Annotated in this window: 15 protein-coding genes and 1 riboswitch; of the genes, 9 read left to right on the plus strand and 6 right to left on the minus strand. The window is 70.2% G+C overall.

The window, feature by feature from the left end:
* Positions 1–3: 3 nt before the first annotated feature.
* Positions 4–116, plus strand: a riboswitch (SAM riboswitch).
* A 66-nt stretch (positions 117–182) separates the two neighbouring features.
* From B8W67_RS01125 to B8W67_RS01140, 4 genes are all read left to right on the plus strand, one after another.
* Entirely contained in the window at positions 183–629 is a 447-nt protein-coding gene (locus B8W67_RS01125) for a hypothetical protein (RefSeq protein ID WP_197747556.1), read from the plus strand.
* 108 nt (positions 630–737) lie between these two features.
* Positions 738–1,745, plus strand: coding sequence for a hypothetical protein (locus B8W67_RS21195; RefSeq protein WP_174254740.1), 1,008 nt, complete (start codon positions 738–740; stop codon positions 1,743–1,745).
* A 55-nt stretch (positions 1,746–1,800) separates the two neighbouring features.
* Positions 1,801–3,441, plus strand: a complete 1,641-nt coding sequence (locus B8W67_RS01135; RefSeq protein ID WP_085301910.1) for a peptide chain release factor 3 — start codon at positions 1,801–1,803, stop codon at positions 3,439–3,441.
* 248 nt (positions 3,442–3,689) lie between these two features.
* Positions 3,690–4,817, plus strand: coding sequence for a fatty acid desaturase family protein (locus B8W67_RS01140; RefSeq protein WP_085301912.1), 1,128 nt, complete (start codon positions 3,690–3,692; stop codon positions 4,815–4,817).
* 17 nt (positions 4,818–4,834) lie between these two features.
* On the opposite strand, the gene B8W67_RS01145 is transcribed toward B8W67_RS01140, so the two are convergent.
* A complete protein-coding gene (locus B8W67_RS01145; protein WP_275080362.1) occupies positions 4,835–5,695 on the minus strand; it encodes a class I SAM-dependent methyltransferase in 861 nt (286 codons plus the stop codon).
* A gap of 35 nt (positions 5,696–5,730) precedes the next feature.
* On the opposite strand from B8W67_RS01145, the gene B8W67_RS01150 reads away from it, so the two are divergent.
* Entirely contained in the window at positions 5,731–6,501 is a 771-nt protein-coding gene (locus B8W67_RS01150) for a thioesterase family protein (RefSeq protein WP_069392412.1), read from the plus strand.
* A gap of 13 nt (positions 6,502–6,514) precedes the next feature.
* Here B8W67_RS01150 and B8W67_RS01155 read toward each other — a convergent pair whose 3' ends face one another.
* The 3 genes from B8W67_RS01155 to B8W67_RS01165 are packed head-to-tail and all read right to left on the minus strand — an operon-like array spanning position 6,515 to position 9,228.
* Positions 6,515–6,898 carry a DoxX family protein gene (locus B8W67_RS01155; protein ID WP_069392413.1) on the minus strand — a complete coding sequence of 128 codons (384 nt, stop codon included), beginning with the start codon at positions 6,896–6,898 and terminating at the stop codon, positions 6,515–6,517.
* Positions 6,899–6,909: 11 nt separating this feature from the next.
* On the minus strand, positions 6,910–8,088 hold the full coding sequence (locus B8W67_RS01160) for a CaiB/BaiF CoA transferase family protein (protein WP_085301914.1): 1,179 nt from the start codon (positions 8,086–8,088) through the stop codon (positions 6,910–6,912).
* A gap of 6 nt (positions 8,089–8,094) precedes the next feature.
* Complete coding sequence (locus tag B8W67_RS01165) at positions 8,095–9,228, minus strand: HNH endonuclease (protein ID WP_234806630.1); 1,134 nt, start codon at positions 9,226–9,228, stop codon at positions 8,095–8,097.
* A 75-nt stretch (positions 9,229–9,303) separates the two neighbouring features.
* Here B8W67_RS01165 and B8W67_RS01170 point away from each other — a divergent pair, with 75 nt between their 5' ends.
* Both B8W67_RS01170 and B8W67_RS01175 read left to right on the plus strand, forming a co-directional pair.
* A complete protein-coding gene (locus B8W67_RS01170) occupies positions 9,304–9,630 on the plus strand; it encodes a nucleoside triphosphate pyrophosphohydrolase (RefSeq protein WP_069392417.1) in 327 nt (108 codons plus the stop codon).
* Positions 9,594–9,827, plus strand: coding sequence for a hypothetical protein (locus B8W67_RS01175; RefSeq protein ID WP_069392418.1), 234 nt, complete (start codon positions 9,594–9,596; stop codon positions 9,825–9,827). The genes B8W67_RS01170 and B8W67_RS01175 overlap by 37 nt, the downstream gene beginning before the upstream one ends.
* Positions 9,828–9,877: 50 nt before the next feature.
* On the opposite strand, the gene B8W67_RS01180 is transcribed toward B8W67_RS01175, so the two are convergent.
* Complete coding sequence (locus tag B8W67_RS01180) at positions 9,878–10,750, minus strand: hypothetical protein (RefSeq protein WP_131814680.1); 873 nt, start codon at positions 10,748–10,750, stop codon at positions 9,878–9,880.
* Between the two features lie 57 nt (positions 10,751–10,807).
* Between B8W67_RS01180 and B8W67_RS01185 the strand changes: the two genes are divergently transcribed.
* Entirely contained in the window at positions 10,808–11,158 is a 351-nt protein-coding gene (locus B8W67_RS01185) for a hypothetical protein (protein ID WP_069392420.1), read from the plus strand.
* Positions 11,159–11,163: 5 nt separating this feature from the next.
* On the opposite strand, the gene B8W67_RS01190 is transcribed toward B8W67_RS01185, so the two are convergent.
* The gene (locus B8W67_RS01190; protein ID WP_069392421.1) at positions 11,164–11,769 is read right to left on the minus strand and encodes a TetR/AcrR family transcriptional regulator; all 606 of its coding nucleotides are present in this window, start codon (positions 11,767–11,769) and stop codon (positions 11,164–11,166) included.
* A gap of 83 nt (positions 11,770–11,852) precedes the next feature.
* On the opposite strand from B8W67_RS01190, the gene B8W67_RS01195 reads away from it, so the two are divergent.
* On the plus strand, positions 11,853–12,956 hold the full coding sequence (locus tag B8W67_RS01195) for an oxygenase MpaB family protein (RefSeq protein WP_234793910.1): 1,104 nt from the start codon (positions 11,853–11,855) through the stop codon (positions 12,954–12,956).
* Positions 12,957–12,960: the final 4 nt, after the last annotated feature.

Genomic DNA, 12,960 nt, shown 5'->3' on the forward strand with positions numbered 1-12,960 from the left:
CAGCTTCACGAGACGTCGTCGACAAGCTCCGACTGGATGGCGCGCCAACCCCACGCTCGTGGGTGGCTCGGATGACGAAGCGGCCGAACGTCACCCGGCGGTCGCAAGAGCGCCTCGGGTCCGAGGCCCCGGAAGTGGGAGGGCACCATGCCCGAGGTTCACGTCATCGCCGCCAGCGCACCATGAACACCGGTGCACCGCGCGAACCGAGAACACCGGCGAAAAGATTCTCCGAGTACGGACGCACCAGCTGGGGCCCGTACTGGGAGGTGCTGTTCGCACCGGCGATGATCTCCGGCTGGATCAACTGGAAACGCGCCTCCACCGGGGTGAACGTCGCCCGCCTGCTGTGGAGGGACCGCGAAAACGCGCGCCGCACCTACGAGACCGTGCACGGCAGCGACCCGCACCGCTGGCCGACGCGGCACCCCGGCGCGGTCGTGGAGGCGGTGATCGCCGATGCGTCCGCGGTGTGTCTGCACTGCGACTATTTCGAGCCGTGTCGCAGCCCCGATCAGGCGGCCAGAGCCGCCCGCCACCACGAACAGTCGCGCGGGCGCTATCGCGGGTCGATGGATCAGCGCCGCGCGCAATGGGACCGTTTCGTTGCCGAGCAACGCAACCAGTGAGCAACCACGCGACCGGCGACGCGGACCTCGCCATCCACAGCCACCGTGGCGGTGACTACCTGCACTCGGCCCGCCGCTCCATACTCGTCGCCAACCGGGAGGTGCGTGATGGGGAATCGAGCGAACTTCGTCGTCGTGGAAAACGGAGATTGGCGGCTGTACTACGCGCACTGGGCGGGGTGCCGGATCCTCGACGCGCTGATCGGGGGCCCGGAGCTGGCGCTGCGCTATGCGGGTTCGCTGCGGGCGTGCAGTCAGTCCCAGTGGCTCGATCCCGCCTGGGCCGACGGCGGCGTGCTCATCGACCTGGACCGGTCCCGCCTGCTGTTCTTCGGTGATGAGTTGATGGTCGATATGGCTCAACGGCGTGCCATGCTGGCCGTTCTTCCGGACCTGTGGCGCGGGTACTCGGTTGGCTGGGCTTACGACGGGCTCGCCGAATTGGCCGCCTACGTCGGCGTCGACGGCTACGTGGGGCGCGGTGATGTCATCCCACAACTGCGATTGGCGAAAAAACGCAACACGCTGTGTCACCTGGTCTCGGTCGTCAACGACGCCGGGAGGCTGCGGCTGTGGCCGCTGTGGTGGCAACTCAGCAAGGCTTGGCACGGCCCGGCCCTGTTGGACCGGCTCCCCGGGCCCGGGCTGAGCAGGATCCGGTTGCACACCATCCCCGAAGGCGGGGTCCATGTTGATGTGGCGCGAAAGACGGTGGGGGAGTGGCACACCAGTGACAACATGGGTATCTGCACCGAACTGCCGAAGGTGTGGCCGGGCTGGCGGACCGAGAGCTGGGGCGATCGCTTCGAAGAACAGGCCCGCCGGTGCGGGCGTGCGCTGCGGTTACCGGGACTCGATGTGGTTGCCGGCGCCGACCGCGCGGTGCAGTGGATCCGCGACCGGGTCTATCAGAGTTTCGCCGACAGCCCGGCGGGGCACATCGCCGATCTCGCGGCGCTGCTGAGTCCACTGGCGCCCGGGCTCGCCGTCGGTGAGGATGCGGTCGTCAACTCCGGGGTGTTGCCGACCGCAGCGGAATGGGACCGGTTCGTCGCGGTGTGTAACGGGTCGCTCGGAGCGAGCCCATCATCGGCGCGCGATGATCCGCTTGCCTGAGGCCCGGGCCTCGATTATCGCCGCACCCGGATCGGCCCCTACACTTTCTCGCGACATGACCGACAACGCCTCCGATACCGCGGCGGTCGCCCCCACACCCTCCACCGGCCGGGTCGCCGCCGAGGCGGCCCGTCGACGCACCTTCGCGGTGATCAGCCACCCCGATGCGGGCAAATCCACCCTGACCGAGGCGCTGGTGCTGCACGCCCGGGCCATCGCCGAGGCCGGCGCGGTGCACGGCAAGGCGGGCCGGCGCGCCACCGTGTCGGACTGGATGGAGATGGAAAAAGCCCGCGGCATCTCCATCACGTCGACCGCCTTGCAGTTTCCCTACCGCAGCGACGCGGGGCGCGACTGCGTGATCAACCTGCTCGACACCCCCGGCCACGCCGACTTCTCCGAGGACACCTACCGGGTGCTCACCGCCGTGGACGCCGCGGTCATGCTCATCGACGCCGGTAAGGGGCTGGAGCCGCAGACCCTGAAACTGTTCCAGGTGTGCCGCCACCGCCGGATCCCGATCATCACGGTGATCAACAAATGGGACCGGCCGGGCCGGCACGCCCTGGAGTTGATCGACGAGATCAGCGAGCGGATCGGGCTGCGCCCCACCCCGCTGACCTGGCCGGTCGGCATCGCCGGGGACTTCCACGGGGTGCTCGACCGCCGGTCGGGGCACTTCATCCGGTTCACCCGCACCGCCGGGGGAGCCACCATCGCCCCCGAGGAACACATCGGGCCCGACGACGCCCACGACGCCGCCGGTTCGGACTGGGACACCGCGGTCGAGGAGTCCGAACTGCTCAGCGCCGACGGCGCCGACCACGACCTTCAGGCGTTCCTCGACTGCGCGGCCACCCCGGTGCTGTTCACCTCCGCGGCGCTGAACTTCGGGGTCAACCAGCTGCTCGACGTGCTCACCGAGCTGGCCCCGCCGCCGTCAGGAGCCCTCGACGCCGACGGCGTCCGCCGCGACGTCGACGCCCCGTTCAGCGCGTTCGTGTTCAAAGTGCAGGCCGGGATGGATTCGGCCCACCGCGACCGGATCGCCTACGCGCGGGTGTACTCGGGAACATTCCAGCGCGGCGAGGTCCTCACCCACGCGCGCACCGGAAAACCGTTCGTCACCAAATACGCCCAGTCGGTCTTCGGTCAACAGCGCGCCACCCTCGACACCGCCTGGCCCGGCGATGTGATCGGGTTGGCCAACGCCGCCGCCCTGCGCCCCGGCGACACGCTGTACTGCGAGACCCCGGTGCGCTACCCGCCGATCCCCAGTTTCTCCCCCGAGCATTTCTCGGTGGCCCGCAACACCGACCCCAGCAAACACAAGCAGTTCCGCCGCGGCATCGAACAGCTCGACCAGGAGGGTGTGGTGCAGGTGCTGCGTTCGGATCGCCGGGGCGAGCAGGCGCCGGTGCTCGCCGCGGTCGGTCCGATGCAGTTCGAGGTGGCCGCTCACCGGATGGCCACCGAGTTCGGCGCCCCGATCACGCTGGAGTCGCTGCCGTATCAGGTGGCGCGCATCGCCGAGCCCGCCGACGTCGACTTCGTCGACAAACAGGCGCTCGCCGAAGTTCTCACCCGCTCCGACGGCGTGCACCTGGCGGTGTTCTCCAACAGTTGGCGGCTGCAGGGCTTCCAACGGGACCACCCCGAGGTGGCGTTGCGGTCGCTGGTAGCCGCCGAAGGGTAGTCCGCGCACCGGGGCGGCTCGCCGGCACACGGTAAGGTGTAGCCGAAAGGCCCGTAGCAGGGGCGCGCGGATCGCCGACCATCGAGGCTGGAAACAACGCGCCGGATGCTGCGCCACTGCCCGACACCGCGCCACGCGGGACCGGTCGGCGTCACCACCAACGGAAGTGATCACCACGTGTTGTCTCACACCTCGGCCGCCGGGGAGCCCCGCCACGCCGCCGCACCGACACCGCCGGTGAGCCCGCCATGGCGATAGCCGACGTCGCGGCCTACGCCCATCTGTCCGCCGCCGACGTCGAGGAGCTCGGGGCCGACCTGGATGCGATCCGCTGCGACGTCGAGGCCTCGCTGGGCGCCAAGGACCGTGCCTACATCCGGCGCACGATCGCTTTTCAGCGTGGCCTGGAGGCCGCCGCCCGGCTGACCATCGCGGTCAGCCGCGGCACCCTCGGTTGGGTGCTGGGCACCACCGCGCTGGCGGCGGCGAAAAGCATCGAGAACATGGAACTGGGCCACAACATCGGCCACGGCCAGTGGGACTGGATGAACGACCCGGAGATCCATTCCACCAGCTGGGAGTGGGACATGGCGGGCGCGTCGGCGCACTGGCGTCACTCCCACAACTACCGCCACCACGTGTTCACCAACATCATCGACATGGATCACGACCTCGGCTTCGGGGTGATGCGGGTCACCCGCGACCAGCGGTGGCGCCCCAGCAACCTGATCCAGCCGGTGCGCAGCATCCTGCTGGCGTTGCTGTTCGAATGGGGCATCGCGCTGCAGGGACTGCACTCCACCCGCCAGGCCGCGTCCAACGCCGCGGAGCGGGCCACCCGCGGTCGCGTGTTGGCGGCCAAGATCACCCGCCAGGCGACCAAGGACTACCTGTTCTTCCCCGCCCTGAGCCTGTGGCGGTGGCGGCGCACCCTTGCCGCCAACGCGGTCGCGAACCTGATCCGCAACGTCTGGGCCTACGTGGTGATCTGCTGCGGGCATTTCGCCGAGGGGGCGCAGACCTTCACCGCGGCCGTGCTGGACAGCGAAACCAAGGCCGAGTGGTACCTGCGTCAGCTGCTGGGCACCGCGAACTTCCATGCCGGCCCGGTGATGGCGTTCATGAGCGGCAACCTGAGCTACCAGATCGAACACCACCTGTTCCCGGACCTGCCGTCCAACCGCTACGCCGAGATCTCCCACCGGGTGCAGGCCGTCTGCGCGCGCTACGGCCTGCCGTACACGACCGGCCCGCTGGTGCGCCAGTATCTGGGCATCCTGGCCACGGTGTGCCGGCTGGCGCTGCCCAACGGAGTCGCGCGGTCGACGACCGTCACGGCACCCGGCACCGGGGACGGGTTCGGCGCCGCCGCCTGAGGCGCTTCGGAGTCCGGTCAGGCCGCCGGGTTGGTGGCGGTCACCACCCAGGTGTGGCCGGGAAACGCCAAGACACCGTCGACGCGGTACCCGCGCAGCGCCGTGCGCAACTCCTCGACCACCGCGTCCCAGCCGTCGGCGCCGTGACGTTCGGTCACCTCGGCGCGGGCCTGCACGCCGGTGCGGTTCGCCAGCAGCATCGTCAATCGTTCCTCGACGCCGTCGCTGGTCGCGGTGCTGAAATCGCAGACCCCGTCGAACGCCTCGACGGCCACCTCGCCCCACCCGGCGTCGGTCAGGATGGCCCGCACCCGGTCGGCGTCGCCGAACGCCAGCGGGCCCGGGGCGCCCGGCTCCGGGGGCGCCGGCGGGGACTCCAGCTTCGCGGCCAACACATCGACCCCGGCGGTGAACATCGGGTTGTCGCCGTCGCGCCAGCACACGAACGCCAACCGTGCCGCCGGTGCGGCCGCGGCGCGGATGTTGGCGAACGCCGCCACCGGATCCTCGAAGAACATCACCCCGAACCGCGACACGACCCGGTCGAAGACGCCACCGCCGCCGAGCGTGCGCAGATCGACGGTCTGGGCGTCGCCGAGCGCCACCGTGGCCGTCGGCACCCGTCGGCGCGCCGCGGCCACCATCGGCTCGGAGATGTCCACACCGACCGCGTCGGCGCCGCGCTCGGTGACACGCTGCAACAACGCGCCCGACCCGCAGCCCACGTCGAGCACCCGGGCGCCGGGGTGCAGATCGGCGGCCGCACACACCGCATCGGTGAACGGGGCGAGCACCGCCTCGAAGATCGCAGCGTGGGTGACCCAGTCGACGCCCTGCTCGGCCCATGCCCGCTGTTGTTCCTCATTGGCCACGGTCATCCAGCTTAGAGACCGGTCTCGGTAGCGTGAGGCCCGTGGATCACGACGCGTTCTACACCCAGCTCGACGACGGGGTGTTCACCAGCTCGCCGCTGACCGCCGGGCCATGGACACCGACCGCCCAGCACGGCGGGCCGCCCTCGGCGCTGATGGCCCGCGAACTCGAACACCACGAACCGCGCGACGGACACCGGCTGGCCCGGGTCAGCATCGACATTCTGCGTCCCGTTCCGGTGGCGCCGCTGCACATCAGCGTCGAGGCGGTGCGCACCGGTAAACGGGTGCAGCTGCTGCAGGCCCGCGCGCAGTCGGGCGGGCACACGGTGCTGTTGGCCCGGGCATGGCGGGTGGTGGCCGCCACAGCGGATTTCCCCGCCGAGGCCCCCGGGCCCCAAGGTGCTGAGCCCACCGCCCAGGCACTCGGGTATCCCGCGGGATTCCACAGCGACGGCTACCTGTCGGCGATCGACTGGTCGTTCGAATCCGGGGACTTCGCCGCCTTCGGGCCGGCGCGGGCCTGGGCGCGTCCGCGAGTGGACCTGGTCGCCGGTGAGCAGATGACGCCGTGGCAGCGGGTGCTCACCGTCGCCGACTCGGGCAGCGGCATCAGCATCTGCGCCCCGCCGAGCGAGTACCCGGCGATCAACTGCGACGTGGTGGTGGCGCTGCACCGCGACCCGGCGGGGCCGTGGATCGGACTGGACTCGCGCACCACGGTCACCCCGGGGGAGGGCGCGTTGGCGCACACCACCGTGTTCGACCGCTCCGGCCCGGTGGGCGACGCCACCCAGACGCTGGTGGTGTGAGCGCGGTGCGTCGTCAGCCGGCGCGCCACACCCGCAGCGCGGCGGTGATCATCGGGATCTGCAGCGGCAGCCGGGCCAGCATCGCCGCCCGCACTGCCGGTTTGGACCAGTACAGCCGGACCGCGTTGAGGTTGCCGGGAAACACCGCCACGAACAGGATCGCGGCCACGAGCCCGCCGAGCCGGCGGGTGCGTGGGGCCAGCAGCAGCGCCCCGGTGGCGATCTCGGCGACCCCCGAGGCGTGGGTGTAGGCCCGCGGTTTCCCGGGCAGCTCGACCGGCACGATCGAGTCGAACGGCGCCGGAAAGGCGAAGTGGGTGGCCCCCACCCCGAGCAGCATCGCGGCCAGCCAGCGTGCCCGAACTTGCGCGGGACGCGCGTCGACGGAAGTGGTCATGCGTTGCGACGCTACTGCACCACGCGCCGGGCGTGAAGGTCCGCGATGCGCTCGGCGGTGAGGTCGATCTCGGCGAGCAGCGCATCGGTGTGCTCGCCGAGCGCGGGCACCGGTCCCATCGCCAGGGCGACATCGGCGAAATCCATCGGCGGCGCCAGCGCGTCGACCGGCCCGGCCTCGGTGTCGACGCGCCGCCATCGGTCGGCCAACTCCGGGTGGGCGACGAGATCGGCCATCGTGTTGAGCCGGGCCGCCGGCACCCCCGCGGCGGCCAGCCGCTCCTCCAGGTCGGCGGTGGTGCGCACCCGGGTGTGCTCGGCGACGACCGCGTCGACCTCACCGCGGTGCTCTACCCGGTCGATGTTGGTGGCGAACCGCGGATCGTCGGCGAGGGCCGGCGCGGCGAACACGTCGGTGACCAGGGCGCGCCAGCCGCGGTCGTTTTGCACGCCGATGAGGATCTGGCCGTCGGCGGTCGGGTAGGTGTCGTACGGGGCGATCGCGGCGTGGCCCATGCCCATTCGCGGGGTCTGCTCGCCGCGGTACCGCTGGATGTACATCGGGCGGCCGAGCCATTCGGTGGTGGCGTCGAACATGCTCACCTCGACGGTGGCGCCCTGTCCGCTGCGCTCCCGGCGGAACAGCGCGGCCTGAATCGCTGAGAGCGCGTACATCGCGGTGGCGATGTCGGCGACGGGGACACCGGCCTTGGCCGGCCCGTCGGGGGTGCCGGTGATCGAGCACAGCCCGGTCTCGGCCTGCACCAACATGTCGTAGGCCTTGCGGTCCCGGTAGGGGCCGGTGGCGCTGTAACCGCGCAGAGTCGCCACGATCAGGCTCGGGTGTTTCTCCCGCAAGTGCTGCGCGCCCAGCCCCAGACGTTCCGCCGCGCCGGGTGCGAGGTTTTGCACCACCACGTCGGCGCCGGCGATCAGCTGATGCACCACGGCCACACCGTCGGGGTGTTTCAGGTCGACGGCGAGGGACTGCTTTCCGCGGTTGAGCCAGACGAAATGAGAAGCCAGCCCGCGTACCGCCGCGTCGTAGTGGCGGGCGAAATCGCCGTCACCGCACCGCTCCACCTTGATCACCCGCGCACCCAAATCGGCCAGATGCCGGGTCGCCAGCGGGGCGGCGACGGCCTGTTCGACGGCGATCACGGTGATCCCGTGCAACGGCAGTCCGCTCATGTGGCCTCACGGTTGTGGTTGGTCGAGAACGTGACGGTGAGCGTAGTGGTCGGCGCCGTCCACCCGGATCCACCACCGCGGGTGCCCGAGGTCGAGGCGCTCACTGCGCCGATATCCGGCCCACGTCGGCACGCCCGGGGCTTGACCGAGGTACAGGCCGCGTGCCGCGGCGACCACCCGTGGGTACTGGGTGGGCCAGGTGATCGCCGCGGCGATCTGTTCCAACACGTCGCGGTCACGTCCGAGGACCCGGTCGATGATCGGCGCCGACGGCAGCGCATGACTCTTGTCGGTGTTGCACGCCGCGCACGACAACACCAGGTTGGCCAGGCCGTCGAGGCCGACCACCGACCAGGGCAGGACGTGATCGATCGGGTTGTCGGCGCTCAGCGGTGCCGCACAGTAGAAACACCGCCCGCCGAAAGCCTCCTTGAACGGCTCGCGCACCCGGGCCAGCGAGACGCGCTCCCGGCCGAACAGGTGACCGGCCACGTCCGGCACCTCGGCGTCGAGGAATTTGTTCATCCGGCGAACATCGTTGACCCACATGATCTCCAGCGCCGGTTTCAATAACCCCGCAAGACGTGCCAGGCCGGTGGCGACACCGGGTTTCAACGTGACGACGTACCCGCGGGCCCGCTTCGCCGAGCGGGTGGTGGTTTGCAGAACGGTGTCGTCGTAGAGGAACGCATCGCCGTCGGCGGAGCCGCTCACCCGTTGCAGCCGGCGCAGGGGTTGGTTGGCCAGGCAAATGCTCACCTCATCGAGCGCGGCTTCATAGGCCTGCGGGGCGCGCAGTTGAGCCACCCCGATCGGCAGGTTGGTCTCACCGATGTCTGCCTGCGCCCGCAGCGTGCGTGCCGCGCGGGGGATCGCCGCGTTCGGGCTGCCGTGGATCTGTTGGAGCAGCTGCCCGTGAAAGGGCCGCACCTGCGGCCAGTACAACTCGAGGACCCGGTGGGCCAGGTCGCCGACCGGCACGGCCAGGACGTCATCCGGGGAGTCGGGAAGGTGCTCGATGCACTGGTCGATCAACGCCATCAAGGTGGCCAGTTTGTAGGTGGCGGTGCGTGGCCCGGTCTCCAGGATCGCCACGACGCGCTGGCCCAACAGCAGGGGATCGATCGCCGGCTCAGCCACGGCACGACCCCGCTTGTGTCGGACCGCCGAGGTATGACTGCACAAAGCGAAGTATGGCAAGGAGCGGTGACACTCATGGGCAAGTTGGTTCGCGACAAGATCCCCGACCTGATCACGGCGTCCGGGCGCACGCCGAAGGTTCGGGTGCTCGAGGACGACGCCTACCGTGTTGCGCTGTGCGACAAGCTGGATGAGGAGGCCGCCGAGGTACGCGCCGCGGCCAGCACCGCGGGCCTGCTGGAGGAGTTGGCCGACGTGTTGGAGGTGCTCACCGCCCTCGCCGAACACCACGACGCGTGCCTGGCCGACATCATCACCTGGGCGGCGAGCAAACGCGCCACCCGAGGCGGGTTCACCCGGCGACTGTGGTTGGAGGCCCCCGATGCCAACGCCACTGCGTAAAGTCCGGCCCACGATGCCGCACCCGCCACCCGGACAAGCCGCGCTTCGGCAGCGCCGCCGAAGAACATGTCTGGAAGCTGCTCGAGAAGCAACTGCGCGACACCGACCTGATCATCGCCGGCCAGCGGGTCACCGATCATCTCAAGGACCACGAGGTCGACATCGTCGCCGCCCTGAACGGCGCGCCAGGCCCCTGACGCCTGGGATCTCCCGCGCGCCGAGCTGACTCGGCGCCACCACCGCGGCGCTACTCCGCCAGCATCGGTCGCAGCCGCGCGAAGAACCGCTGCATCACCTCGGTGCTGTCGTCCATGACCAGCAGCACGGGGTCGGTGGGGACCGGGCCGCGCAGCCCGCGCCGCGTGATGATCGCCAGCAGTTCGGGCAGCTCCGCCATCCGGTCGAGGTAGTCGTCGATGAACGTCGCGAATCCGGCCAGCGGAACATCGGCGAGCAGACCCAAATCGACGAACAGCTCCCGGCATTGCAGGGGAACCGCCAAACCGCGTACCGCCTCGGCGATCTCGAGTAGGCCGTCGTGGAGGTCCATCAGCCGCTGCGCCGGGCGCATAGCCGCGTCGGCGTCGCCGTTCTCCTCGTCGAAGTCGGTGGTGAACAGCGTCTGAAACCCGTTGCTGAGCATCACCTGCTCGACCTGTTCGGCCAACACCGCGATCTCGCCGGCCCAATCCAATGCCAGCGCGGCGGCTTCCTGCGGGGTCTCGGCACGCCGACCGCTCGGCGGGGCGAAGCACAGTTGCTGGTCACGCAGCCGCTCCTGCACGGCCGCGCGCCGTTGCACCAACACCGATCCGAACGCCATCCAGTGCCAGCCCGGTTTGCGTTCGGCCAGCAGTTCGGTGAGCTCCGCCGGAGTCCACGCCACCCGGGCCACCTCGACCGTCGCGTCGACGTCCGGTGGCGTCTCGATTCGCGGCGGCGGCGCAAACGCCCGCATCTGCTCAGCGCCGGCGACACCGTAGGTGCCCCGGGTGTCTCCGAGGATCGCCCACCGGTGCTGTTCGTCGGCGCGATCGCGCAGGCCAGCCCGCCGACGCCGAGCGGCGTCCCGCCGCCTGCGCACCGCCGCCACCGGGTTCCACTGCCTCGGGGTGTGCACGGTCGCGACGTTACGGGTCGGGTCGGACATCCCTGCCCCCACAGCTAACGTCAACGGGTGGACTCCACCGCGACACGGTTGGCGCGCCTCGGCGAGGGGCTCGCGGTGGCCGCCTCGCTGCTCGCCCTGGCGATCGGGGCTGCCGGCGGGCTGGCCACCGCGCTGATCGATCTCGCCGACCCGATGGGGGACGTCGGCGAGCGGGTCGTGTTGCTCGTGGTGTGGCCGTTGGTGTTCGCTCCGCTGATCGTGGTGACGTTATGGCCGCTGACCGTTCCGGTGATCGTGGTGGCCGGCGCCGTCGCGACCTACCTGCGTTCCCGCCGGGGCCGGGCCTGGCCGACGAGCCTGCGGATCGTGGTCTACGGCTACCTCCTGCTGATCGGATTGGCGCTGCTGGCGCTGTGAGCGCCTCAGCGAGCAGGTGTCTGCGCCGGCCGCAGCGTCGCCAGCGCCAGAGGCAGGAGGTGTTGGCGGGCATAGCGTTCGGCGTCGGCGCGGGTGGTCAGCGGGTCGTGGACCCGCTCGGTGAGCACCAGCGAGTGGGTGAGGCGCACGAAGATCTCCGCCAGTCCGCGCGGGTCGTCGATCTCGATCCCGCTGTGGCGGGCGGTGTCGGCGATGTGGCCGGCCAGATAGGTGGTCGCCAACTCCAGCGAAGGTCCCGCCCCGGTGGTGAGTGCGGGAAGCACCGCGTCCGGGTCGGTCTGCAGGGTGCGACTGAGCATCGGATGGGTGTAGACGCGCCAATAGATTCCGGTGAACCCGGCCACGAAGCGGTCCTCGTAGGTGTCGAGCGCGGCCACCTCGGCGTCGACGGCGGCCAGGATCGAGTCGGTCACCTTGCCCAGCGTGGCCACCAGCAGATCCTTCTTGGTCGCCCAACGCCGGTAGACGGTCATGTGGGACACGCCGGCGCGGCGGGCGATCTCCTCCACCGACGCGCGGCGCACACCGAAATCGAGGATCGTCTGCAGTGCCGCGTCCAATATGCGCTCGCCGGTCGCATCGCCAGGCATGGACCCATCGTCGCACAGTCGCCTTCCCCACGGGCTGTGATGATGTTAGCCTAACGCTAACTTACTAACATCAGGAGGTTGTGGTGACCGAACTGCTCCCCGACGCCGATGTGGCGGCACTCGACGCGATCGACGACGCCATCGACGACAGCGACGGATTGGCTTTGCTGGCCGGCCCCGGGCTGCGCCCGGCGGTGATGGCCGATTTCCGCAAACACGTCGGCAGTGTGCTCACCGGGGTGTTCGGCGGGATGCTCTTCGACGAGGTGGCGATGCTGCCGATCGCGGCCTCGGTCGATCACACCGGCCGGTTCCGGGAGAACTTCACCGACCGTGCGCTGCGCAGTGGCTTCAGCGGTCAGGGAATCCTCGCCGACCCCGAGCAGCGCCGCAGGCACGCCCAGTGGCTCAAAGACCAGCACCGCAGCGTGCGCGGCACCGGGGTCGGGGAGTACGAGGGTGTGCGCTACAGCGCCCTGGACCCCGCGCTGTGGCTGTGGATCATCGCCAGCGCAGCACACGCCATCATGACCGCCTACCCGGTCATCTCGGGCACCACCTTGCGTCCCGCCGAACAGGATGCCGCCTACCAGTACCTGCGGCACCTCTTCGCCGACATGGAACTGCCCAGCAAGCGGGGCCGGCTGCCCGACAGCTACCCCGCGTTCGTCGCCTACTACGACCGGACCGTGGCCACCGAGCTGACCGAGAACGGTTTCCTGCGCCGGCAGTTCGCCACCTTGACCCGGTTGCCGCTGCCGACGATGCTGCTGCCGCGGTGGCTGCGTCCCGTGCTCACCCCGCCCTGGCTGGTGGTACGCCCGCTGGCGGGGCGCGTGGTGCAGGTCTGCTCCGCCAAGACCATGCACCCCGACGTGCTGGCGATGATCGGATTCGAGCTCAAAGCCCACCACGACTGGGAGTTCGTGCTCTACTCGCGGGCGCTGCAGCTGGCCTGGCGGTTCCTGCCGGATCGGCTGCTGCTCGAACCGATCCACTACAACCGGGTGCGCCTGGACGCGCTGCGGGCCCGCCGTGACGACAGTCCCCGCAGCCGGGCCCGCTACCAGCGGGCGGTGCGGCGTCTGGGACGACAGAACGCCTGGCTGGCCGGCTTCTACGAACGCTACGGGCTGGACACGTTCGCGGTCCCGCAGCAGCGGGCCGCGGGCTGCCCGTTCGGGTGACCGG

This window comes from Mycolicibacillus koreensis, from assembly GCF_002104795.1.
Lineage (GTDB): Bacteria > Actinomycetota > Actinomycetes > Mycobacteriales > Mycobacteriaceae > Mycobacterium > Mycobacterium koreense.

Excerpts from the sequence above, each read along its gene's own strand:
- B8W67_RS01125 (WP_197747556.1), top strand. The coding sequence starts at position 183 with ATGAACACCGGTGCACCGCGCGAACCGAGAACACCGGCGAAAAGATTC.
- B8W67_RS21195 (WP_174254740.1), top strand. The coding sequence starts at position 738 with ATGGGGAATCGAGCGAACTTCGTCGTCGTGGAAAACGGAGATTGGCGG.
- B8W67_RS01135 (WP_085301910.1), top strand. The coding sequence starts at position 1,801 with ATGACCGACAACGCCTCCGATACCGCGGCGGTCGCCCCCACACCCTCC.
- B8W67_RS01140 (WP_085301912.1), top strand. The coding sequence starts at position 3,690 with ATGGCGATAGCCGACGTCGCGGCCTACGCCCATCTGTCCGCCGCCGAC.
- B8W67_RS01145 (WP_275080362.1), bottom strand. The coding sequence starts at position 5,695 with ATGACCGTGGCCAATGAGGAACAACAGCGGGCATGGGCCGAGCAGGGC.
- B8W67_RS01155 (WP_069392413.1), bottom strand. The coding sequence starts at position 6,898 with ATGACCACTTCCGTCGACGCGCGTCCCGCGCAAGTTCGGGCACGCTGG.
- B8W67_RS01160 (WP_085301914.1), bottom strand. The coding sequence starts at position 8,088 with ATGAGCGGACTGCCGTTGCACGGGATCACCGTGATCGCCGTCGAACAG.
- B8W67_RS01170 (WP_069392417.1), top strand. The coding sequence starts at position 9,304 with ATGGGCAAGTTGGTTCGCGACAAGATCCCCGACCTGATCACGGCGTCC.
- B8W67_RS01190 (WP_069392421.1), bottom strand. The coding sequence starts at position 11,769 with ATGCCTGGCGATGCGACCGGCGAGCGCATATTGGACGCGGCACTGCAG.